This is a genomic window from Prochlorococcus sp. MIT2304, from assembly GCF_059772405.1.
In genome coordinates, this window is the sequence record NZ_CM186286.1 from 283,247 (window position 1) to 306,669 (window position 23,423).

The 23,423-nt window shown below is 34.8% G+C and carries 23 protein-coding genes, 1 tRNA gene and 1 pseudogene; 8 read left to right on the forward strand and 17 right to left on the reverse strand.

The window, feature by feature from the left end; all coding sequences use genetic code 11:
* Positions 1-78 precede the first annotated feature (78 nt).
* Together AC6EIY_RS01515 and pyk are read right to left on the reverse strand one after the other, a co-directional pair.
* The gene (locus AC6EIY_RS01515) at positions 79-1,308 is read right to left on the reverse strand and encodes an ABC transporter permease (RefSeq protein WP_498507204.1); all 1,230 of its coding nucleotides are present in this window, start codon (positions 1,306-1,308) and stop codon (positions 79-81) included.
* A 38-nt stretch (positions 1,309-1,346) separates the two neighbouring features.
* Positions 1,347-2,771: pseudogene (gene pyk, locus AC6EIY_RS01520) on the reverse strand (pyruvate kinase); the annotation flags it as partial.
* A gap of 78 nt (positions 2,772-2,849) precedes the next feature.
* Between pyk and AC6EIY_RS01525 the strand changes: the two are divergent.
* Positions 2,850-3,179, forward strand: coding sequence for a nucleoside triphosphate pyrophosphohydrolase family protein (locus AC6EIY_RS01525; protein WP_498507205.1), 330 nt, complete (start codon positions 2,850-2,852; stop codon positions 3,177-3,179).
* A gap of 8 nt (positions 3,180-3,187) precedes the next feature.
* Here AC6EIY_RS01525 and AC6EIY_RS01530 read toward each other — a convergent pair whose 3' ends face one another.
* From AC6EIY_RS01530 to ilvA, 3 genes are read right to left on the reverse strand one after another with little or no spacing between them, the layout of a single operon-like run.
* Positions 3,188-3,490, reverse strand: coding sequence for a YggT family protein (locus AC6EIY_RS01530; RefSeq protein WP_498507206.1), 303 nt, complete (start codon positions 3,488-3,490; stop codon positions 3,188-3,190).
* Between the two features lie 24 nt (positions 3,491-3,514).
* The gene (gene scpB, locus AC6EIY_RS01535) at positions 3,515-4,021 is read right to left on the reverse strand and encodes an SMC-Scp complex subunit ScpB (RefSeq protein WP_498507207.1); all 507 of its coding nucleotides are present in this window, start codon (positions 4,019-4,021) and stop codon (positions 3,515-3,517) included.
* 48 nt (positions 4,022-4,069) lie between these two features.
* Complete coding sequence (ilvA, locus tag AC6EIY_RS01540; RefSeq protein WP_498507208.1) at positions 4,070-5,614, reverse strand: threonine ammonia-lyase, biosynthetic; 1,545 nt, start codon at positions 5,612-5,614, stop codon at positions 4,070-4,072.
* A 119-nt stretch (positions 5,615-5,733) separates the two neighbouring features.
* Here ilvA and dxs point away from each other — a divergent pair, with 119 nt between their 5' ends.
* A complete protein-coding gene (gene dxs, locus AC6EIY_RS01545; protein WP_498507209.1) occupies positions 5,734-7,620 on the forward strand; it encodes a 1-deoxy-D-xylulose-5-phosphate synthase in 1,887 nt (628 codons plus the stop codon).
* A gap of 56 nt (positions 7,621-7,676) precedes the next feature.
* On the opposite strand, the gene psaK is transcribed toward dxs, so the two are convergent.
* The 8 genes from psaK to AC6EIY_RS01585 all read right to left on the reverse strand — a co-directional run bounded on the left by psaK (position 7,677) and on the right by AC6EIY_RS01585 (position 13,625).
* Positions 7,677-7,937, reverse strand: coding sequence for a photosystem I reaction center subunit PsaK (gene psaK, locus AC6EIY_RS01550; RefSeq protein WP_269605532.1), 261 nt, complete (start codon positions 7,935-7,937; stop codon positions 7,677-7,679).
* A 71-nt stretch (positions 7,938-8,008) separates the two neighbouring features.
* Positions 8,009-8,353 carry a DUF3593 domain-containing protein gene (locus AC6EIY_RS01555; protein WP_498507210.1) on the reverse strand — a complete coding sequence of 115 codons (345 nt, stop codon included), beginning with the start codon at positions 8,351-8,353 and terminating at the stop codon, positions 8,009-8,011.
* Positions 8,350-8,658, reverse strand: a complete 309-nt coding sequence (locus AC6EIY_RS01560) for a DUF2499 domain-containing protein (protein ID WP_498507211.1) — start codon at positions 8,656-8,658, stop codon at positions 8,350-8,352. The genes AC6EIY_RS01555 and AC6EIY_RS01560 overlap by 4 nt, the downstream gene beginning before the upstream one ends.
* Entirely contained in the window at positions 8,651-9,205 is a 555-nt protein-coding gene (locus AC6EIY_RS01565) for a peroxiredoxin (RefSeq protein ID WP_498507212.1), read from the reverse strand. Before AC6EIY_RS01565 ends, AC6EIY_RS01560 begins: the two co-directional genes overlap by 8 nt.
* 18 nt (positions 9,206-9,223) lie before the next feature.
* Complete coding sequence (gene rpmB / locus AC6EIY_RS01570; protein ID WP_498507213.1) at positions 9,224-9,460, reverse strand: 50S ribosomal protein L28; 237 nt, start codon at positions 9,458-9,460, stop codon at positions 9,224-9,226.
* Between the two features lie 45 nt (positions 9,461-9,505).
* Entirely contained in the window at positions 9,506-11,410 is a 1,905-nt protein-coding gene (gene htpG, locus AC6EIY_RS01575; RefSeq protein WP_498507214.1) for a molecular chaperone HtpG, read from the reverse strand.
* 130 nt (positions 11,411-11,540) lie between these two features.
* Positions 11,541-12,716, reverse strand: coding sequence for an ATP phosphoribosyltransferase regulatory subunit (locus tag AC6EIY_RS01580; RefSeq protein WP_498507216.1), 1,176 nt, complete (start codon positions 12,714-12,716; stop codon positions 11,541-11,543).
* A 42-nt stretch (positions 12,717-12,758) separates the two neighbouring features.
* Positions 12,759-13,625 (reverse strand): inositol monophosphatase family protein, encoded by an 867-nt coding sequence (locus AC6EIY_RS01585; RefSeq protein WP_498507217.1) that lies wholly within the window; start codon positions 13,623-13,625, stop codon positions 12,759-12,761.
* A 217-nt stretch (positions 13,626-13,842) separates the two neighbouring features.
* Here AC6EIY_RS01585 and AC6EIY_RS01590 point away from each other — a divergent pair.
* Positions 13,843-13,929 (forward strand) — tRNA-Ser (locus AC6EIY_RS01590).
* 40 nt (positions 13,930-13,969) lie between these two features.
* On the opposite strand, the gene pstB is transcribed toward AC6EIY_RS01590, so the two are convergent.
* The 3 genes from pstB to pstC are packed head-to-tail and all read right to left on the reverse strand — an operon-like array spanning position 13,970 to position 16,701.
* Positions 13,970-14,797 (reverse strand): phosphate ABC transporter ATP-binding protein PstB, encoded by an 828-nt coding sequence (pstB, locus tag AC6EIY_RS01595; protein WP_498508136.1) that lies wholly within the window; start codon positions 14,795-14,797, stop codon positions 13,970-13,972.
* Between the two features lie 23 nt (positions 14,798-14,820).
* The gene (gene pstA / locus AC6EIY_RS01600; RefSeq protein ID WP_498507218.1) at positions 14,821-15,735 is read right to left on the reverse strand and encodes a phosphate ABC transporter permease PstA; all 915 of its coding nucleotides are present in this window, start codon (positions 15,733-15,735) and stop codon (positions 14,821-14,823) included.
* A gap of 3 nt (positions 15,736-15,738) precedes the next feature.
* The gene (gene pstC / locus AC6EIY_RS01605; RefSeq protein WP_498507219.1) at positions 15,739-16,701 is read right to left on the reverse strand and encodes a phosphate ABC transporter permease subunit PstC; all 963 of its coding nucleotides are present in this window, start codon (positions 16,699-16,701) and stop codon (positions 15,739-15,741) included.
* A gap of 138 nt (positions 16,702-16,839) precedes the next feature.
* Here pstC and dnaK point away from each other — a divergent pair, with 138 nt between their 5' ends.
* From dnaK to AC6EIY_RS01630, 5 genes are all read left to right on the forward strand, one after another.
* Positions 16,840-18,840: a molecular chaperone DnaK gene (dnaK, locus tag AC6EIY_RS01610; RefSeq protein ID WP_498507220.1), complete on the forward strand. Its 2,001-nt coding sequence runs from the start codon at positions 16,840-16,842 to the stop codon at positions 18,838-18,840.
* Positions 18,824-19,750 carry a DnaJ domain-containing protein gene (locus tag AC6EIY_RS01615; protein WP_498507222.1) on the forward strand — a complete coding sequence of 309 codons (927 nt, stop codon included), beginning with the start codon at positions 18,824-18,826 and terminating at the stop codon, positions 19,748-19,750. Before dnaK ends, AC6EIY_RS01615 begins: the two co-directional genes overlap by 17 nt.
* Positions 19,751-19,806: 56 nt before the next feature.
* Positions 19,807-20,199, forward strand: coding sequence for a DUF3110 domain-containing protein (locus AC6EIY_RS01620; protein WP_498507223.1), 393 nt, complete (start codon positions 19,807-19,809; stop codon positions 20,197-20,199).
* Entirely contained in the window at positions 20,196-21,125 is a 930-nt protein-coding gene (gene murQ, locus AC6EIY_RS01625) for an N-acetylmuramic acid 6-phosphate etherase (RefSeq protein WP_498507225.1), read from the forward strand. The genes AC6EIY_RS01620 and murQ overlap by 4 nt, the downstream gene beginning before the upstream one ends.
* Before the next feature lie 94 nt (positions 21,126-21,219).
* On the forward strand, positions 21,220-21,660 hold the full coding sequence (locus AC6EIY_RS01630) for a peptidylprolyl isomerase (RefSeq protein WP_498507226.1): 441 nt from the start codon (positions 21,220-21,222) through the stop codon (positions 21,658-21,660).
* A 27-nt stretch (positions 21,661-21,687) separates the two neighbouring features.
* Here the strand turns inward: AC6EIY_RS01630 and ribBA are convergent, their stop codons facing one another.
* The gene (ribBA, locus tag AC6EIY_RS01635) at positions 21,688-23,373 is read right to left on the reverse strand and encodes a bifunctional 3,4-dihydroxy-2-butanone-4-phosphate synthase/GTP cyclohydrolase II (RefSeq protein WP_498507228.1); all 1,686 of its coding nucleotides are present in this window, start codon (positions 23,371-23,373) and stop codon (positions 21,688-21,690) included.
* Positions 23,374-23,423 lie beyond the last annotated feature (50 nt).

Consider the following 23,423-nt stretch of genomic DNA (forward strand, 5'->3'; position numbering starts at 1 on the left):
ACAGTTTCTAAGAAATATTCAAAAAATAATTTTTGCAGATGAAATTTTGAAAAATTATTTTTTAGTAAAGATTAGTTCTTATAAACTTCTTAATGCTGTAATTGGATCGAGCTTTGCAGCTCTTTTTGCTGGAAGAACACCAAATGTCAAACCTATTGTGCCTGAAATAATAACTGTTATGAAAATAGTTCCAAATCCAATTGTTGCTGGTAAAGGTGTTAATAAAGCTACTATCTTTACAGTTGTAAGTCCTAAGCCTGTTCCAGCAATTCCACCTAAACTTGATAGAATCAATGATTCTATTAAGAATTGGGTCGATATATCTAATCTTCTCGCTCCTAGTGCTTTTCTAAGCCCAATCTCTTCAGTTCTTTCACTTACAGAAACCAGCATTATATTCATAATTCCTATTCCCCCAACCAACAATGATATTCCTCCTATCGCAGCAAGCATTAATGTTAAACCACCTGTAATTGTCGATACTATTTGTAAAGCATCTTTTTGGGATCTAACAGCAAAGTCATCATCTCTAATGATTTTGTGTCTTTGTCTTAATAAGTTTGTTATTTGAAATTTTGCAGCCTTTGTTGATTTTTCATTTATGGCTTCAACACTTATGAAACTAAGACTGATTCCATAAGTTGGATCCTTACCAGTAATTCTGCTGACCATTGTTGATAGAGGAATATATGCATTCTCATCTTGATTACTTCCAAAAACAGCACCTTTAGGTTTCATTACTCCAACAATTTCAAAAGACTGATCTTTTATTCTTATTTTTTCCCCTAAGCCTTCTTTTTCATTAAATAGCTTCTCCTCAAGATCTGGTCCTATAACAACTACATTCTTGGCCCCTTTTGTATCTTGATCATTAATAAAACGACCTTTAGCAATTTCAAAGCTTCTAACAACTAAAAAATCATTTGTTACTCCTGAAATAGAACTACTTGTACTTTTCGACCCACTTTGTATGACTTCATTTGTTGAGATTTGAGGGGCTACTCTTTTAACAGTTGGAACTTGTTCCTCTATGGCTTTTGCATCTTTAAGAACAAGATTTTTAGGGAAAGCCACTCCTCTTCTTCTTGTGTCATTATTCCCAGGTACGACAAATAAAACATTTGCTCCCAAATTGCTTAGCTGGTTTTCTGCAAGATTTTGAGCGCCTCTGCCCACTCCTACAAGCGTTATTACCGAGGCATTACCAATTACTATTCCAAGCATTGTTAATAGGCTTCTAAATTTATTAGATTTAAGATTTTTTATTGCCATTCCCGATGTTTCAGTAAGCGGGAGTTTCCTTTTCATATTTTTTAAATAAATAAAGTTTCAGTTTCTTCTTCTGAACTAACTATCCCGACTTTTACTAGGTCAGTTGATCCACTTACTCCAGATAAGGTCCCTGCTGTCTCTACTACAAGATCACCCTGTTTTAAAATATTCATTTTTTTTGCCATAGCCATGGCATCATCAAATGTTTTAGATGTGCTTGTTTGATTCTCAATCAAAATTGGCGTGACTCCCCAGACAAGTTGAAGTGTGCTCGCTACACCCCTTTCATTCGTTACCGCTAGCACTGGAGTAGCAGGTCTAAATTTACTTACATTTTTTGCTGTGGCGCCACTTTTTGTTAGAGGAATTATTGCGGCTGCGTTGATTTGTCTGGCAATACTGCTTACAGCTGCACTTATTGCATTTGGGATAGTGCTTGGAAGATGACTTTCTAATGCTTTTTGCGGATAATCTCTTTCGATTCTTTTCGCAATAGTGGCCATAGTTGCTACAGCTTCAATGGGATAATCACCAACAGCAGTCTCATTGGAAAGCATCACAGCATCTGTACCGTCAAGTATCGCATTTGCTACATCACTCACTTCGGCTCTTGTAGGCCTTGGGCTTGAAGCCATTGAATCAAGCATTTGTGTGGCAGTTATGATTGGAATCCCAAGGCTATTGGCCTTTTTAATGAGTTGTTTTTGTAGCAATGGAACTTCTTCTGCAGGCATCTCAACACCAAGATCACCTCTGGCAACCATCACTCCATCACAAAGTTTTAAAACAGCATCTATTTGATCAATTGCTTCAAATTTTTCAATCTTTGCTACTACAGGTGTATCAAAACCATGATTTCTAATTAAATCTTTTATTTCAATTAGATCTGATGGATTTCTTACAAAACTGAGTGCTACCCAATCAACACCTTTTTTTAGACCAAATGCTAAATCTTTTTTATCTTTTTCTGTTAAGGCCCTAATTGATAATTGAACATCTGGAAAATTAACTCCTTTGTTATTGGAGAGCACTCCGCCAACAGTTACTTTGCAAATTAATCTTTGTTCTTTTAGTTCAACTTTTTCAACTTTCATTTCTACTCTTCCGTCGTCCAAGAGAATCCTATTTCCTACATTTACTTCTTCAGCTAATTTGTCATAAGTGACATTTGCCTGATCTTTATTACATTCAATATTTTTTGATGTAAGAATAAACTTATCTCCATTTTTGACATTAACTGGACCGTTCTTAAACTTTCCAAGTCTAATCTTAGGTCCCTGCAGATCTTGGAGTATTCCAATGTGAATTCCTAAATCATTTGAAACTTGTCTAATTGTTTTTATCCTTTCAGCATGTTCATCATGGTCACCATGGCTAAAATTTAGACGAAATGTAGTAGCACCTGCTTCTACTAATTTAGTTATTTGACTCGCACTCTCAGTTGCGGGGCCTATTGTGGCAACGATTTTGGTCCTTCGGGCTAGGTCGAGTATCGTCATTTATTTGGCTTGTGATAACAAAAAACTAACATCTTGTTGTGTTTTATTTGTCAACTTTGCTTTTTCAAGTAAATAAAAATGGAATTAAATGATTATCAAAGAGAATCTCGCAAGACAGCTCTTTATCCTGAAGTCGGTAGCAATGCTATTTATCCAACGTTAGGTCTGGTTGGTGAGGCCGGTGAGGTCGCTGATAAAGTTAAGAAAATTCTGAGAGATAAAAAAGGTGTATTTGATAAAGATAGTAAGGATGCAATTAAATTTGAACTAGGTGATGTTCTTTGGTACATATCACAACTTTCTAGCGAATTGGGATATGAATTGGAAGAGGTTGCTCATGCAAACTTGCAGAAGCTGAACAGTCGAAAATTTCGAGGGAAAATCCAAGGTAGCGGCGATAATCGGTGAATTTTAAATTATCCATACATTTGAAATCCTCCCATTGCGAGTGCTGCTGCATTTCCAAGTATTCCTTGAACAACTCTAATTACTACAAAGGCCAAAATAGGAGATAAATCTAAGCCTCCTAGTGGAGGAATTATACCTCTGAAAAAATTCAGGTAAGGATCGGTAATAGCGCATAAATTTTGTAGTATTGGGTTACTCATATCAAGATTTGGGAACCAAGTCAGTAAAACCCTAATGATCAATATTGTTGAATAAATTCCAAGTGTTTTTAAAAGTACAAGCAGAATTGTTGGAATAATTTCGTAACCCATTGGCAATCAATTTTTTATATTATATTACGCCGCATTTTTGTCTTCTGCTTGATCTGGTTCAGGTAATACGGAAAATGTTTGGTGAAATTTTTCTGAGAGGGTTAACCAGAAAGAACGACCATCCTTTTGACGTCTTCTTTCCACGAAATTTTTATCCACAAGTTCTTTAATGTGATCGTATGCTCCAGAACCTCTAAGATCAACTAATTCTGATTGGAGTATTTTCTTCTTCAGCGCAACAGTAGCCAACGTTCTTAGGGTTGCAATCGATAAATCTGCTGGGAGAAGATCCTGAACCAACTCACCTAGTCCTTGTTTTAATTCTAAGCTGTAATAATTTTTGTTTTCAATTATTTCTAAAGAAGTGTCGCGCTGAGCATATCCAGCCTTAAGTTCCCAGAGTGCTTTTTCAATTTCATCTATATCTTTTTCAAGTAATTCAGCCATCTCTTTTGATGATGTTGGTCTTCCTTTTAGATAAAGGATTGCTTCAATCTTCGCTGGTATAGAAATTTGTATGTTCTCACTCATAATTTTGAAATTAAAAATTATTTTTTTTGATATCCAAAATTAACGTGTCTAATTGAAGTGTGCACCTAAAAATAATTCATATGCTGGATTATTTGTCTCTTCCCAACTTTTATAACCTATTTTTTCAACAAATTCATTCCAAGCTGGAATGTCGGAATCATTGACAAGCACTCCTATTACTATTCTTCCAGTATCAGCGCCATGATTTCGATAATGGAAAATGCTTATTGTCCATTCTGGTCTCATTGAATTGACAAATCTCATTAATGCTCCAGGTCTTTCCGGAAATTCAAATCTGTATAGTAATTCTCTATATTCTCCATTTGATAGTTGATTTATTGATCTTGGTAGCCTGCCCCCAACCATGTGCCTGAGATGAACCTTAGATAATTCATCATTACTTAAATCACAACAATCAAAACCCTTCTTTTTAATTTCATTTATTAATAGTTCCCTGTCATTTATGTTCGACACTTCAACACCCATAAATATTTGTGCTGTTTTACCTTCTGACATTCTGTAACTAAATTCAGTTAAACTTCTTGATCCAAGTGTTTGACATAAAAGTTTTAAACTTCCTGCTTTTTCAGGAATCCCTACTGCAATCATTGCTTCCTTTTCTTCTCCTAATTCAGCTCTTTCTGCTACAAATCTTAATCTTTCAAAGTTCATATTTGCACCACAAGCAATGGCAACCAGATTGTTATTTTTTAACTTATTGTTAACAACATGTTTTTTTAAACCAGCAATAGATAAAGCACCTGCTGGTTCTAGAATTGATCGGGTATCCTCGAAAACATCTTTTATAGCTGCGCAAATTTCGTCAGTATTAACTGTAATCATTTCATCAACATTCTTTTTGCAAATTGAGAAAGTCTTTTCTCCTACCTTTCTCACAGCAACACCGTCTGCAAAAAGGCCAACACTTTCAAGCTCAACGGTTTTGTTTTCTTTTATTGAAAGTGTCATTGCGCAAGCATCTTCAGGTTCAACACCAATAATCTTTGTGTCTGGCCAAATTGCTTTTACGTATGCACTTACTCCTGCTATGAGTCCTCCTCCTCCAACTGCGATGTATATTGCGTCAGGTGGTGTATGACTTTGTCTAAGTATTTCAAGACCTATTGTCCCCTGTCCAGCAATAACCTCGGGATCATCAAAAGGATGAATAAAAGTTAGATTTTCTTTTTTGGATATTTCTAAAGCTTTTTCGTAACATTCATCATATGTTTCACCAAAAAGAATTACTTCTGCTTTAAGTGATTCAACTGCTTTTACCTTCATTATGGGAGTTGTTAAAGGCATTACAATCACTGACCTGCAATTAAGGAATGATGCACTTAAAGCAACTCCTTGCGCATGGTTCCCAGCGCTTGATGCAATTACACCCTTGGATAGCTCTTTTTTAGATAACTGAGACATGCGATTAAATGCACCTCTTAATTTGAATGAGAAGACTGGTTGAAGGTCTTCTCTCTTTAGCCAGATGTCATTTTTAAATTTTTTACTTAAGTTTTTTGCCCTTTCTAGGGGTGTTTCTTCAGCAACGTCATAAACACGGGCTCTTAGTATTTTCTGTAGATAGTCCTCCATATCTAGTTTTTCGCCGATTTTGGGTTTATGTATTTTCTACATTCCATTTGTTCTTGTGCAAGTTTTATCAAAATGTAGGGTAGACCTCGTAGATTGGAGAGATTAAATCTCAGAGTTGTATGCGTCTGAGCCAGTTAAGTCATCCGAATGAGCTTCATGGCTTAGCCATTAGTGAATTGGAAGATGTTGCTTGCCAAATTAGAGAAAGGCATCTTCAAGTTGTTTCTACTAGTGGTGGGCACTTAGGTCCAGGTCTTGGTGTTGTTGAGTTAACAATTGCTCTTTATCAGACTCTAGATTTAGATGTCGATAAAGTTATATGGGATGTTGGACATCAAGCTTACCCTCACAAGTTACTCACAGGAAGATATGGGCGATTTGATACGCTTAGGCAGCAAAAAGGAGTAGCTGGTTATCTAAAAAGAACAGAAAGTAAGTTTGATCATTTTGGAGCGGGGCATGCGAGCACATCTATTTCTGCTGCTCTTGGTATGGCTATTGCTAGAGATCGAAAAGGAGAAAATTATAAGTGTGTGGCTGTAATTGGCGATGGAGCCTTGACTGGTGGAATGGCTTTAGAGGCAATAAACCATGCTGGACATTTACCTAAAACCCCACTTTTGGTTGTTTTAAATGACAATGACATGTCAATCTCTCCTCCAGTTGGTGCATTGTCCACTTATTTAAATCGTATGCGGCATAGCCCACCTGTCCAATTCATTTCGGACAGTGTTCAAGAAAGTGTGAAAAATCTTCCTTTTATGGGAGATGCTATCCAAGAAGAATTTAAATCTCTTACTGGTAGTGTTAGACGATTAGCAGTTCCTAAGGTTGGAGCTGTTTTTGAAGAATTGGGTTTTACTTATATGGGGCCTGTGGATGGTCATGATATTGCTGAATTAACTAGGACATTTAATGCAGCGCATAAAGTTGGCGGACCAGTAATGGTTCATGTGGCTACTACTAAGGGGAAAGGTTATCCATATGCTGAGGCTGACCAGGTTGGTTACCATGCTCAGTCCTCCTTTGATTTAACGACGGGTAAATCTATACCTTCTAAAACTCCTAAACCTCCTAGTTTTAGTAAAGTTTTTGGTCAAACTTTAGTAAAGCTTTGCGAGCAAGACAGCAAAATTGTAGGTATTACAGCAGCGATGGCTGAAGGTACTGCTTTAAATCTCTTACAGAAAGCTATTCCAGATCAATATGTAGATGTTGGAATAGCTGAACAACATGCTGTAACTCTTGCTGGAGGAATGGCTTGCGAGGGTTTGAAGCCAGTAGTGGCTATTTACAGTACTTTTTTACAACGAGCATATGATCAGTTGATACACGATATCGGAATACAGAATTTACCCGTAACTTTCGTATTAGATAGAGCTGGAATAGTTGGTGCTGATGGGCCTACTCATCAAGGACAATATGACATTAGTTATTTAAGATGTGTACCTAATTTCACCGTTATGGCTCCCAAAGATGAGTCAGAATTACAGAGAATGTTAGTTACATGTATTAACCACAATGGTCCGTCAGCTTTAAGAATACCTCGAGGTTCTGGAGAAGGGGCCGCATTGATGGAGGAAGGATGGGAGACCTTAGAAATTGGTAAGGCTGAGATAATAGAAGAGGGGGATAATTTATTAATCGTTGGTTATGGCTCTATGGTATGCCCAGCAATAAAAACAGCAGAAATACTTAAAGAATTTGGTGTAAATAGCACTGTTATTAACGCTCGCTTTATAAGACCATTAGATGAGGAAACGATTCATAATGCTGCTAAAAAGATTGGTAAAGTAGTAACAATGGAAGAAGGTACATTGTTGGGTGGTTTTGGTTCAGCAGTGGTTGAATCATTTAATGATAATGATATTTTTGTTCCCACATTAAGAATTGGAATACCAGATAAATTAGTTGATCATGCAACTCCACAGCAAAGTAAAGAATCCCTTGGTTTAACTCCCGAGATGATGGCTGATCAAATAAGAAATAAATTTAATTTTAATTAATTAACTAATAATAAAAATAAAAAAAAGGATTATTAACTAACAATCCCTTTTTTTTTTTATAGAACGCCTCTAGCTGCTAGACCCAAAATTGAACCTATTCCTAAAACATGACCTAAGCAATTTGCAGCTACAAAAGATCCATGGCTTAGACCGCCATAGAACTGAGCATTGGGCATAGGAAAACCTTCGTTTGGCTTTTCAATATTTGATCTAGCTATTGCATATGCAAGTAAATTGCAAATGATCATCACAACGGCACATTTTGGAGACCACTGAAATGTCACAGGATCAGCAGCAGCTAGTAATGTTGTGAACATCTTTTATACCTATTGAATATTATTCATTATCGACCATAAACAATGCTTTTGCGTCAAATGTTACTCACCTCTTAAGAGTTTTTTACTTCTGTTTTAGTTTTGATTGACTGCATCATCAAAACAAAACCGTAAACAACAAATGCATCGCTAATGGTTAAAAACGATTCTGCTAGTCCGTGTAGTACATCTACATTTGTTAATTCATCTCCAAAATAAATTTGTGCGATTATTGCAAAAACTATTGTCATGAATACAAATAAGAGAGTTAATTTAAAACCTAAAAATGATATTTTTGGTATCGTTTTTGATTTACCAGCGTAACGCAGGAATATGAGATAAGGAATTAGAGAAAGAATGAAAAATGGACTAGGATCAACTCGTGCAATTGATTCAAGACTAAGCATTGAAATACTCATTGGTTTGGTTGTGATGACTCAGATCTAAACAAGTTCCATGCAGCAAAAGCAAGACATATATTTCCTATTGTTGTAAGAGCTGCCTGTAATACAACCAATCCTTTTAATTCAATACTATTGTCAAATACATGCCAAGTGATTGCGGCCATAGCGCTAGCTAGATTTGGCAACATTGCTAAAGCGAAATAACCTAATGCCTTATTATTGGATATTGATGAAATATAGTCAATTATTATTATTGCAATCCCCCACTCAAATAGGGTTGCAATATGGATAAACCAAGTTCCCAAGGAAAGTTCATGCATATATTTTCTTTTGTTTAATAAGCTCTTCTAAAACTTCTTGAGCATGTCCTATTGGCCTTACCCCTATCCATTTATATACAACTATACCCTTAGGATTGATCATAAATGTATTTCTTTTTGAATAAGGATCCAACCATGAATCATATGATTTACTTGTTTCTCCACTTGGATCTGAAAGTAAGGTGTATCCAAGTTTTTCGGATGTACAAAATGATTCATGTTCTTCTTCATTGTCAGCAGAGATTCCAACTATGGAGGAATTAAGTTTTTTAAACTTAGAAAGATTATCTTGAAAATTTTTAGCTTGTAATGTACAACCGCTAGAGAAATCCTTAGGATAAAAATATAAAATTAACCATTGACCAGAAAAATCATCTAGAGACCATTCCTTTTTGTTGGGATTTTTTTTGTTGAAACCATTTAATAAGAAAAAAGGTGCTCTTTGACCAATTCCAACCGAATTAATACTTGCAAATAATCTTGAAGGTTTAATAAATAAAATACTGGAAAATAAAATAAGAGATTTTATAAATTTTCTTCTTTTCATTTGACTAATAAATCAAATTTAAAGTTTGTTTAAATCTACCCCTAATGATTTGGCATAGCTTCCTAATCCCTTCTTCTGAATAGTTTTTAGTGCTCTTGTGGTTACTCTTATATTTACCCATTTGTTTTCTTCTTCCCACCATAATCTACGCTGCTGCAAATTTGCTTGCTGCAATTTCTTGGTTCTAATATGGGAATGGCTGACTGACATTCCGTTGTTAGCTCTAGTACCTGTAAGTTGGCAAACCCTAGACATTTTTCAAACTTTATCGTCTTAATATTCTATCAAATGAGGTTCAGTTTAAACGAATTTTTGCATTAATTTTCCTAAAACCTCAGCGTTCCTAGTTTGAAAAGTTGCGATATCTTTATTCTCGAGACCTCCGATTGACAGTTTTGCCATCTCATAAACATGGATTGCGATTTCACTAGCCAACTGTCCTTCTTCGGAATTGTTGGATCCTTCCATAATTATTGGGTTGGAATTTAACTTTAGTAGTCCTTGAATAAGTGGATGGTTTGAATTGACGATTAAATTGTGATATTCAGGTAAACCAGGTAGTTTTTGTTCCATTAATGCTGTTATGTCATTAATTCTTCTCATTTGCTCTGGTAATAATATTAATGAAGGGGGAGAATTCTTACCTTTAAGGCTTTGAATTTGTACCGTCACTTTTTCATTGTTTAGAGCTGCACTAATAATCTTTTTTAGGGTTTCTGACTTTGTATTTCCATCTTTATCTGCAATTTCAGGCGAATCTTCTTTAAGACTTTCATCAAGTTCTGAGTCGACTCTGACAAAATTTATGTCTTTATTTTTTTCTTCTAGCCAAGGAATAAATTGGGTATCAATGACAGTATCAAGTTTTAAAACTTCATTGCCTTGTGAAGTCCACATATTGAGTGCAGTGGATTGAGAAACTTCATCCGTTGAATATAAAACCTTTTTGTTCTCATCAGTGAGCCGATTCTTATAACCATCAAGTGTGGTAAAAGTCTTTGAACCAGATTTTATTAGTTCTTCAGCGTCTTTATTATCCTCTGAAATGTTTTTAGTTGTGGAATATAAAATTATATCTTTTACTTGCTCAGAAAATTTTTCATCTTCCATCGCACCTATTTTTATAAAAGGAGATATGGAGTCCCAAATATCAGCATAAAATTGGCTTTCATCTTTCTTCAATGTTTTAAGTTTATCGGCTAATTTCTTTGCTATAAAGTTTCCAATAGATTTTACTCTTCTATCTGATTGTAATGCGCTTCTGCTTACATTTAAGGGTATGTCAGGTGAATCAATTACTCCCCTCAAAGGTAATAGATATCTAGGAACAATTTCTTTAATTGAGTCACTTACAAATACCTGATTACAGAAAAGTTTTATTTCACCACTTTCCCAATCTGCTCTGCCACTTATCTTTGGAAAATATAATATGCCCTGCAAATTATATGGATAGTCAGTGTTTAGATGAACCCATAAAAGAGGATCGCCTTGAAAAGGGTAGAGGTACTTGTAGAGTTCAATATAATCTTCATCTTTCAGATTTTGTTTGCTTTCTCTCCATGGTGGATTCATTTTGTTGATAACTTCTTCTTCAAGAGAGATTTCAATCGGCATGAAATCACAATATTTTTTTATTAATGTTTTAATCCTGGTTGGTTCAATGTATTCAACTTCTTCTTCCATTAAATGTAAAATTATATCTGTACCTATTTCTTCTTTATCTGATTCATCAAGTGAATATTGAGGAGAACCATTACATTTCCATTGAATAGCTTGTGAATCTTTCTTTGCTGATTTGGTTATTATTTCAACTTCTTCTGCAACCATAAAACTTGAATAAAAACCGAGTCCAAAATGACCAATGAATCCGTCATCAGGTTGTTTATATTTTTCAAGAAATTCTTCTGCACTTGAAAAAGCTACTTGATTAATATATTTTTTGATTTCATCGCTAGTCATTCCTATTCCATTGTCACTAATTGTCAATGTCTTTTTTTCTCTGTCAATTGAGATTTTTATTTTTTCATCTTCAGATGCGACACAATCACCTGCAAACGCGGCCATTTTCCTTTTCTTGATTGCATCTACTGAGTTACTTATAAGCTCTCTAATAAATATTTCATGATCTGAGTAAACTGCTTTCTTTATTATTGGAAATATATTTTCTGTGTGAATTAGAATAGTTCCTTCTTCTTTAACAGGCATGAGTTAACTAAATTTTCATCATCATAGCGATACAAATTTATATTTAGGTGTTAAGAGCAAAAGTGTCATTAATAAAGGCTCAATAGTTTTCGATCCCTGACAATTATTAAAAATATATTGTTGTTTGATATCAATCTATCCATTCAATTTTAGTACATCTGTTTGATTTTAAAAGTTGATCTTTTTCATCATTTGTCTTTAAAGGTTCATGTGAAATTAATGAAACAATTCCTTTAACATGAAATTCTTTCTGACGTTTTAAGGCTTGATATAAACTTGCACTTTTCTTATATGCTATTAATACTTTTTCATTATTACTTTTCATTCCCTCTCTTGAGGATATTAATTCCCTAACTTTATCAATGCTAATACTAAATCCAATTCCGAAACAGTTAAGATCGCTTGAACTAAATTTTTTCACTAAATCATCATATCTACCTCCTTTGGCTAGGATAACAGGAGCACTTGATGATGATGAAACAAGAGAAAATGTTAATCCACTATATAATTTATATTTTGTTCCTAACGTAGGGTCTAGTTGTACTTCTATCCTTTTCTCTTTAGCTAGTGGTTCAATAATTGTGAATAATTCCTTTAAGTTATCAATGTTGGAATCTGAGCCATAAATTTTTTTTAGATTAGTTAGTATTTTTTCTGGTTCTCCTCTCATATTCATTATATTTTTTATAAACTTTCTTTGTTCATCTTTTACATCAAGTGTACTCAATGCTATGTAATTAAGATCGCAGAGAATATTTTTTATTTGGTCTATTCGGGTTGAATCAAATATGCTTAAAATAAGTTCCAATAGATATGTATTTCCAATAAGCAATGTCAATTTATATTTCTGATCAATTTCAATTACTTCTAATGATTCGATCAGCAGAGATAAAAGTTCTATCTCTGCATTAATAGCTTTAGTGCCTATTAATTCAACTCCGCTTTGAAATGACTCTTCAATATCAACACCACCATCAATGCTTTGATTGCACTTAAACGAAGTCCCTGTTGACCAAAAACGAAGTGGCCTTTCATATTCATTGAATCTAGTTGAAGCGGCACGAACAATTGACGCTGTTATTTCAGGCCTTAATCCTAGTGGCTCATCAGAGACAATTTTTAGTATTTCATTGTTCGAAATTCCACCAGCTGCCATAAGTGTGTCTAGACGTTCAATATGTGGTGGTGATATTCGCTCATATCCCCATAGTTGATATAAAGATGAAAGTTTTGATGCAATGAGATGGTTTTTTCTTACTTGCTGAGGATTTAAGTCGCGCGCACCCGAGGCAGGTTGCAATGTCATTATTTGAATCTTTTTATTACTTAAGGATCACATAAATTAGGACTATTTTCCACCATAAGAGTTAGGTGTTAATGGTCTAATTTTTTCAAATTCTTTTAGAAGCTCATTTCTTATCTTTGGGTTAGAAGCGAGAATTCTCCCAGTATTAAGATCAAAATCTCCGGAGGGGTAATTGGAAACTATTCCACCTGCCATTTCAACCAGTGGTACCCCTGCTGCCATATCCCACTTCGCAAGGCCACGTTCCCAAAAACCATCCACTTTGCCTGAGGCTACAAATGCTAGATCTACTGCGGCTGCTCCTCCTCTCCTAACGCCATGAGTCCGATGTGTTAGCCAACAGAATTCGGAATAATTATTATCTAATACTTCTCGTCTGTCATAAGCGAAACCAGTAACTAAGAGCGAATCTGATAAGGAATTTGTGTCAGTAACATTTATCTTCTCGCCATTACAAAATGATCCATGCTCTGGAGAGGCATAATAAATTTCATTTAAAGAAGGTACTGATATCGCTCCTAATATTGGATTGCTATTCCAAATTAAACCAATTGAAGTCGCGTAAAATGGATATCCATGTGCATAGTTTGTTGTTCCATCAAGAGGGTCTATACACCATTTTAATTCTCCATCTTTTAACTTATATCCACTTTCTTCAGCAAGAATAGAAATGTTTGGAGTCTCTTTTTCTAAATAATCTATTACTATCTTTTCACATTCTATATCTGCGTTAGTAACGAGATCTCCAGTAGTCCCCTTACATTTTATCGTTTTAATTCTGCCATAATTATTCATTAGCGATTCACCGCCTTTTTCAGCGGCCTGTTTTGCAATTTCTAATAATTTATTAATTTCAGATTTATTTAGCCCTGCATCCACGGCTGCGCTTTTACAAATAGGTATAATCATAACTTTAGTTTTATTTATAATAATCGTCGCCTTTTGGAAGATTCTATTTATCTTTAAATCAATTTATTTTCATTAATATTTTACTGATTTCTGGGTCCTATTTTATTATAAAAAAAATTAATAAATAAATCCAACATTTAAATTTTTAACAACCGCTCTCTTGTGGTATATATTTAAATTCAGCAATCGAAAAAAACGATTTCATTGCTGAATTAAAGGAGAGGTGGCCGAGTGGTTGAAGGCGCAGCACTGGAAATGCTGTATAGGGGCAACTCTATCGAGGGTTCGAATCCCTCTCTCTCCGTGCCTTACTTAGATCGCGTTTACATTGAAGTCTTTAGATATTATCCAAATTTACCAGAGATGTAGTCTTGAGTTGATTTTTGCTTTGGTGAATTGAAAATATTTTTTGTTTTACTAAACTCTACCAAGAATCCAACTTTTCCTCCGAGATCTTTCCCTTTCTTTTCTGTATTAAAAAAGGCTGTAAAATCACTCACCCTATTGGCTTGTTGCATATTGTGAGTGACAATAATGATTGTAAAATTCCTTTTCAATTCATGTATTGTTTCTTCAATTTTTAATGTAGATAACGGATCAAGTGCTGAACAAGGTTCGTCCATTAAAATCACTTCAGGTTCGATGGCAATTGTCCTTGCGATACATAATCTTTGTTGTTGTCCTCCAGATAATGAATAACCACTTTCGTTTAATTTATCCTTGCATTCATCCCAAACCGCTGCCTTGATAAGAGATTCCTCTACTAATTGATCCATGTCACCTCCATAACCATTTACTCTCGCTCCGAAAGCAATATTCTCATAAATGCTTTTTGGGAAAGGATTAGGTTGCTGAAATACCATTCCAATTCTTCTTCTAACTTCTACTGGATCAATGTCTTTTGCATATATATCTGTACCTTCAAAAATGACACTTCCTGATAATTCGCAGCCTTCAATTAAATCGTTCATGCGATTTATTGCTCTAATAACGGTTGATTTCCCACATCCTGATGGACCGATAAAAGAGGTAACTTGATGTTTTTTTATATCACAAAAGATATTTTTTACAGCTACTGAATTTCCATATTTTATCGAAACATTATCTAGGGAAACAGAGATAGAAGAGTCGTTTTTAAATTTTTTGTTGTTTGGACTTTTTTTTTCAAGCATTTTATTATTTACTATGTTCATAATTATACTTTATTTTTAGAAAAAGCACCACGTTTATTGATCCATCTTGAGAGAATATTTAGACCTAATAGTACAACAACTAAAATAAAAGATGCGGCCCAAGCTAGTTGATTTTGTGATTCATATGGTTCAAGTGCAAAATTATAAATTAGCACCGATAATGAACCCATTTCATAAAAAATATCGTTAAAACTTGTTATGTAATATCTAGAAAATAATGCTGTAAAGATTAATGGAGCTGTCTCGCCTGCGGCCCTTGCAAGTGCTAAAAGTATACCCGTAGATATAGAACTTATTGCTGCTGGCAAAGTGATATTATATATCATCGTAAATTTTGATGCACCAACTCCAAAGGCAGCCCTTCTTAGATTATCTGGAACTAATTTTAATGCTTCATCAGTTGTCTTAATTATTGTTGGCAACATTAAAATAGACAAAGAAATACCTCCTGCAATACCACTAAACATTGAACCAAACAATATTTTAGTAGAAACAATTATTGCGTATATAAATACACCAGCGATTATAGATGGAACTCCGGCAAGTACATTTGATCCAAACCTAACAAAGCTTGCAAATCTTCCAGACTTAGAATATTCAGCAAGATAAATTCCACCCCCTACTCCTACAGGTATGGATATTATTGAAGCAATCAATGTCATTATAAAAGTACCAGTAATTGCAGGTCCTATCCCTCCTGCAGATAGAAGATCATCGCCCGGAGGTTCAGGTTCAAGTATTAATGTCTCAAAATTTATATAGCTTCCTCCTTTGATTAACACATAGCTTATGACTAATATTAAAGGAAGTACAGAAATTATGGCAAAAAGAGCAGAAATAATACTTAACGCTTTGTTCCCAATATTTCTATTTAGAGAGGGATTATAAGTTAGATTTTTTTGTGAATTATTTTTCATTTATTAATATTTTAAGCTCAGTTTTTTAACAATCCACTGAGCAAATACATTTACCATTAATGTTAGTATCATAAGGATTAATGCCGCATACATCAGAGAAGAGACCTGGCTGCCATCTGCCTCCCCAAATTGATTAGCTAACATTGATGAAATAGTATATGAAGGAGCAAAGATTGACCAGCTAAAGTTATTTGAATTGCCAATAATCATAGTTACTGCCATTGTCTCACCCATGGCTCTACCGAGAGCTAGTAAAACACCCCCAGTTATTCCAGAAATTGCTGCTGGAATAATTACTTTAAAAATTGTTGTCCATCTTGTTGCTCCAATCCCATAGGCTGCTTGTCTAAGATTTGATGGAACTTGATTTAATGAATCTTTTGAAATAGATGTAATTATAGGTAATATCATTACAACTAAAATTAATATTGCAGGCATCATTCCAGCTCCCAGAGGCTCAGTCCCAAAAAAAGGTATAAAACCAAATATTTCGTGGACCATGTTCAAAAATGGTCTTATAAATGGCTCCATAATAAACAGTGCCCAGAGTCCTAAAACTACTGATGGAATAGCTGCTAAAAGCTCAACCATTATTCCGATAACATTTCTTATATTTTTAGGGATTATATTTTCAGTTATAAATATTGCAGTGCCTACGCCCAATGGAATAGCAATTAATAAAGATGCTATTGATGTAAAAAGAGTACCATATATTGCAGTGAATGCTCCATACTCATCTGTCACAGGATTCCACGCTGAGCTAAAAAGAAACCTCAATCCATATTTTGAAATTGATTCGGTTGATTCATAGTAAACAACTGCAAATATCGAAAAAAGTATGATAGCTACCATTGAAGCCATAGCAATAACAAAATTTTTAAAGCTAATATCTACCAACTTTTCTGAAGTTGGCCTTCTTCTAAGCAAAAATTTTGTTGTACTAGCTTTGTCCACTTGCAAAAGCATTTACATTATGAATCTATATCTAATTTCAAATTTTTCATTAACAGGGGGTTAATGATTGGCTTTAAGTGTTGAAGGGTACATAATAAGTATTGAATACCCTTGAATGCTATTTACTGTGAGGCTTAAATAAGTATTGCCATGGGGAGAATCGTTGGCATTGATTTGGGAACTACTAATTCCGTCGTAGCGGTGTTAGAGGCTGGTAGGCCAGTAGTAATTTCTAATGCTGAAGGTTCCAGAACTACTCCATCAGTTGTGGGCTTTACTAAGGAATCTGAATTATTGGTGGGTCAACTAGCCAGAAGACAATTAGTACTTAATCCAAAAAATACTTTCTCAAATTTAAAAAGATTTGTTGGTAGAGCATGGGATGAGCTTGAAGACGCAAGTCTCTCTGTTCCCTATAGCGTTCGCTCAAATGATCAGGGTAATGTTCGAATTACTTCTCCAGTGACAAAAAGAGAATATGCCCCAGAAGAATTGATTGGCAATATTATTAGGAAGTTAATAGATGATGCAGAAACCTATTTAGGTGAAAATGTTGATTCTGCTGTTATTACTGTTCCCGCCTACTTCAACGATTCGCAAAGACAAGCAACTCGAGATGCTGCAATATTGGCGGGTATATCCGTTGAAAGGATTCTGAATGAGCCAACCTCAGCTGCTCTTGCTTATGGTTTTGATAAGAGTTCTTCTCGAAAAGTATTGGTTTTTGATTTAGGCGGTGGAACATTTGATGTCTCTTTAATGTCAATTTCAAATGGTGTTTTTGACGTAAAGGCAACTTCAGGCGATACCCAATTAGGTGGTAATGATTTTGATCAAAGAATTGTTGATTGGCTCGCTGAAGATTTTTTAGAAAAAAATAAAATTGATCTAAGAAGAGATAGGCAATCTTTACAAAGACTAACTGAAGCAGCTGAAAAAGCTAAACAAGAACTTTCTGGTGTACAAACAACGCCAATATCACTACCTTTTATTTCCACAGGCAAAGACGGTCCATTACACATAGAGACGACTCTTACTAGAAAAATGTACGAGAGTCTTTGCAGTGATCTCTTGGATAGATTGTTTGATCCTGTTAATACTGTAATTGATGATTCAGGATGGAATCCTGAGGAAATTGATGAAGTAGTGCTTGTAGGAGGAAGCACTCGTATGCCAATGGTAAAGCAATTAGTTAAGACATTGGTACCAAATCCACCTTGTCAATCTGTCAACCCTGATGAAGTAGTCGCTATTGGGGCCGCAATACAAGGCGGAATCCTTTCAGGAGAATTAAGAGACCTTTTATTAAATGATGTAACTCCTCTTTCGTTAGGGCTTGAAACCGTCGGAGGTTTAATGAAAGTTTTAATTCCTCGTAATACCTCAATACCAGTCAGACAATCCGATGTTTTTAGTACATCGGCCTCCAACCAATCATCAGTAGAAATTCATATATGGCAAGGAGAGAGACAAATGGCCTCAGATAACAAATCACTGGGTAAATTCAGATTGTCTGGTATACCTCCAGCACCTAGAGGAGTGCCTCAAGTTCAGGTTGCCTTTGATATCGATGCCAATGGTTTATTAGAAGTTAGTGCAACGGATAGAACTACTGGAAGGAAACAATCCGTAAGTGTTACTGGTGGTTCCAACCTGAATCAAAATGAAGTTAATAAATTGATTGAAGAGTCCAAAATAAAAGCATCTGAGGATAGAAAGAAGCGTGCCTCTATTGATCAAAAGAATAATGCTTTAACACTTGTTGCCCAAGCTGAAAGACGATTAAGAGATGCTTCTCTGGAATTAGGACCTTATGGTGCAGAAAGACAACAAAGATCAGTTGAAGTTGCGATGAGGGACGTTGAGGATTTGCTAGAAGATGATGATTTACAAGAACTTGAATACGCCGTTGGTGCTCTGCAAGAGGCATTATTTGGTTTGAATCGTCGCTTATCAGCGGAAAGAAAAACTGAATCTAATCCAATACAAGGGATTAAAAATACTTTTGGATCTTTAAAGGATGAATTATTTTCTGATGATTATTGGGATGATGATCCATGGGATTATTCTCAAAGAGGTCAAGATAGAAGTGGTGAAAATAATTATGGAAGAAGGGATATAGATCCTTGGGATAATGACTACTACCGTTGATCCTAACTATTGGTCTTTACTGGGTGTCTCACCTGAATGTAATTCTACTGAACTTAAATTAGCCTTTAGAAAAGAGGCTAGAAAATGGCACCCTGATTTAAATAAAAATGATGCCAATGCTGAAGAAAGATTCAAATTAATTAATGAAGCCTATGCAATTTTAAGTGATCCAAAAAAGAGAAAAGAATGGGAAAAATTACATAATAAAAGTCAAGATATCTTTGAAAATAGATTTCCTTCTTATGAAGAATATTTAGATGTCGTATTGGGTATAAAAACAAATTTTAATAACGATAAAGATGACATTAATGATCCATATTCCGACCTTTCTGAAGATGAATACGATGACTATGAAGAATCTAATTTTAATGAATATGTTCCTACTACAAGTTATCCTTCACCACCACCAACATTAATTTATGAAGACCAAGAATCAGTTGTAGAAATAACGCCAGATCAAGCTCTTTATGGTTCAACAGTTGAGATTCAGTTACAAGACGGGACTCTTGTAGAAGTTTTAACGCCCCCTTTTGCTGGCGATGGTTGGAGGCTAAGGATAGAAGGTGCTGCAATTGGTTGCCGAGATCATTTTGTTCAACTAAAGGTTCAAACCGATGATGGGTTAAGAATTGATGGATTAAGAGTTATGTATCGTCTTGAATTATTCCCTCATGATGCTTTGTTGGGATGTGCAGTTGATATCCCAACTCTAAATGGATCGGTAACCTTACAAGTTCCCCCTAATTCCTCCACAGGAAGGTTGTTAAGACTTAGAGGTCGTGGATTGAAGTATGATGAATATCGAGGTGATCAAATTGTTGAAATAATTATTGTATTACCAGATAATTTGAGTGATTCTGAACTTGCATTGTATCAACGTCTAAATGAAATATCACTAGAGTCTTATTAGTAGCATATTGTGTATTTATTTTATCTATTTATAATGTATTTGATTATTTAATTCCTATGTTAGTTAATGTCCTTTTATATGATGCAGGGACTGAAAATGAGGGGATACACTCCCTTGAGCTTAAGGGCAAAACGGTAATCCTTATGTTCGAAGATAAGGACGATGCTGAGAGATATTGTGGCCTTTTAGAAGCTCAGGATTTTCCTATACCATCCGTTGAGCTTTTGACGAAGATCGATATTGAAGCTTTTTGTGTTGAAGCAGGTTATGAAGCTCGTTATGTCGAAAAAGGTTTTATTCCAAGAAACGATGAGGAACGCTTAATGATTTCTCCACCTCTTTCAAATTTAGAAGTTGGAAATTGGAAGGATCAAGATAAAAGAGATGATAATTTATCCACTAATGATCAACTCGAAGAGATAAAAAAAAGATTAGAAAATCTTTTATGAAAGATTTAAATAACAACTTAAATAATAATTATCGAATATTAACTGAGCAGATTAATTTATCTTCTGTAAATTTAGATACTAAATCGACCTATGAAATAGTCAATCTTTTTTCCACCGCAGATAAAGAGCCTCAAAAGGCAGTTGAGAAAGCTATCCCAGAGATAGTTAAAGCTATTGATGAAATCACTTTAAGATTAAAATCAAATGGTAGATTATTTTATATAGGTACTGGTACATCTGGAAGATTGGGGGTTCTCGATGCCTCTGAATGTCCTCCGACTTTTTGTACAGATCCAGATCTTATTCAAGGTTTAATTGCTGGGGGTGAACCCTCACTCACAAGAAGTTCTGAATCTCTAGAAGATTTATCTCAGCCTGCTATTTTTGATCTTAAAGATAAAAAGTTTTCTAATAAAGATGTCTTAATTGGAATTACTGCAAGTGGACGAACTCCTTATGTTCTTGCCGCATTAAATTATTCTAAAAGCATAAATGCTCTATCAATTTCTATTTCATCTGTTCCCTTCCGTGATTCAACCATATCAACTGATATTGATATAAGACTGATTACGGGACCAGAGATTCTTGCAGGCTCAACAAGATTAAAAGCAGGAACTGCAACGAAGATGGCTCTCAACATTATTTCTACATCTGTGATGATTCAGTTAGGTAAGGTTTATGGCAATAGGATGATTGATTTATCAGTAACGAACGATAAGTTATTAGAGAGAGCGCTTGGAATTCTGTTGGATATAGGCTCAGTTGATAGAGAAGAAGGTCTTGAATTATTAAACAAAACAAATGGATCGGTAAAACTATCTTTATTAATTGCTTTGTCTGGTCTGGATGTTATCAATGCCAAGAAGATACTTGATGATTCCCAAGGCAACTTGAGAACAGCACTAAGTAAATTTTGTTGTGATTGAATTATTTTCTAAATTTAAATTTAGATACACAGAATAATCATTCTGCATTTAATTTTAAAAGCAGTTAATATAGAAAAAAAAATTTATTTGAGCTATGTCCAAAGTATTGATGAAAACAGATAAAGGCCAATTAACTATTGACCTATTTGATAATGATGCGCCAAAAACCGTACAAAATTTTTTGAAGCTAGTAAAAGATGGTTTTTATGATGGCCTTTCTTTTCACAGGGTAATTAATGGCTTTATGGCTCAGGGCGGATGTCCAAATACAAGAGAAGGATCAAAAGGTATTCCTGGTACAGGGGGACCTGGCTATTCCATTAATTGTGAAATTAATTCCAATAAACATGTAGCTGGATCTCTTTCTATGGCACATGCAGGAAAAAATACTGGAGGAAGTCAATTCTTTTTAGTTCATGCTCCACAGCCTCACTTGGATGGAGTTCATACAGTTTTTGGTAAAACAGATGACATGGAAATTGTACTATCTATAACTAATGGAACAAAGATTAATAGTGTAAGTATAATCAAGTAAAAGTATTTTTTTATTTGGTTTGCATGTTTAATTCCATTCAATTGTACTTGTTTTATCTTTAAAGTCCCAATCAAATAATGGCGAATTTTCAAAATTTGTAAGTTCGATCATTTTTTTCTCCTCAATTAATAAGTTTGAAGAAGGGTGCATAAGTCTTTCGTAATTATCAGTTTTAATTATTCCAATTCTTTCTGTATGTTTCCAATTACTTAGTTCTTTAAGGAGTGATTCCAGTAATCTTTTATCTATCAAATTGCCTTCTAAATGGTTTTTAATGTCTCTATGTCGTACATTCCAAATAAATAATGGGTTTTTACAAAGAGCTACCAACCTTTGTGAATTTTGAATAGAAATATTTAAAAAATGATTTTCTGACCATTTATTTGCCTTGTCTTCAAAATGTTTTAAATCATTATTGTTGACTTTACCATCCCAATAAACAACAATATTTTGTCTTTCATTGCTTAAACTTGCCTTGAGATTATTATCAAATAAGTGGCCAAGTTTTTCTCTTTTTACCTCCAGATAAGCAGCATTATGATCTCCAGGGCAAATCACCAAAGGTACTCTTGATTCAACCTGTAATCCGTAACCTCCAAGTCCTGCAATTTTTCTTGGATTATTAGTTAATAACTTAAGCCTGTTAATTCCTAAATCAGTCAGTATTTGTGCACCTACCCCATAATTTCTTAGATCTGCTGGAAAACCCAACTTCTCATTAGCTTCAACAGTATCTAATCCCCCATCTTGCAAATTGTAGGCTTTTAATTTGTTTACTAAACCTATTCCTCTGCCTTCCTGCCTTAGATATACAACAACTCCTTCTCCTTCTTCAGATATTCTTGATAAAGCAGCCTCCAATTGAGGTCTGCAATCGCACCTTAATGAGCCAAAAGCATCTCCTGTTAGACATTCTGAATGCATACGGACCAATACTGGCTCTTTTAAATTTTCTGGTTCTCCTTTTATTATTGCTACATGCTCTGATCCATCCAATTCATTCTTATAACCTATAGCCTTGAAATCTCCAAATAGGCTTGGCAACTTAGCTACTGCTTGTCTATATACAAACCTCTCATTTTCTAGTCTGTAATGAATCAAATCAGCAATACTTATAAGTTTTAAATTTCGTTCCTTCGCATATGTTTTTAATTCCGGAAGTCTTGCCATTGATCCATCTTGATTTTGGATTTCACAAATAACGCCTGCAGGAGATAGGCCAGCTAACAACGATAAATCTACTGCTGCTTCAGTATGTCCAGCTCTTTTTAATACCCCACCTATTTTGGCTCTTAATGGAAAAATATGTCCGGGTCTTCTCAAATCTATTGGTCTTGTTTGACTATTAAGAGCAACTTGAATTGTCTTAGCTCTATCTTCAGCTGATATACCAGTTGATACACCAAATTCAGGACCTGCATCAATGCTTACTGTGAAGGCTGTTTGGTTTGAATCAGTGTTTCTGTCTACCATTAAAGGAAGATCTAACTGGTCTAGTCGTTCCCCTTGCATTGCTAGGCATATTAAACCTCTAGCTTCTGTTGCCATAAAATTTATTTGCTGAGGAGTCGCAAATTGAGCAGCACAGATTAAATCTCCTTCGTTTTCTCTTTTTTCATCATCAACTACAACAACACACTCACCGTTCCTAATAGCAGCAAGAGCATCCGCTATATCATCAAATTCAATTTCATAGCAATCTTCTGATTTCAACTTATTCCTCGTGTTTGTGGTGAAATGGTTCTTTGCTAATTATTCTCAAA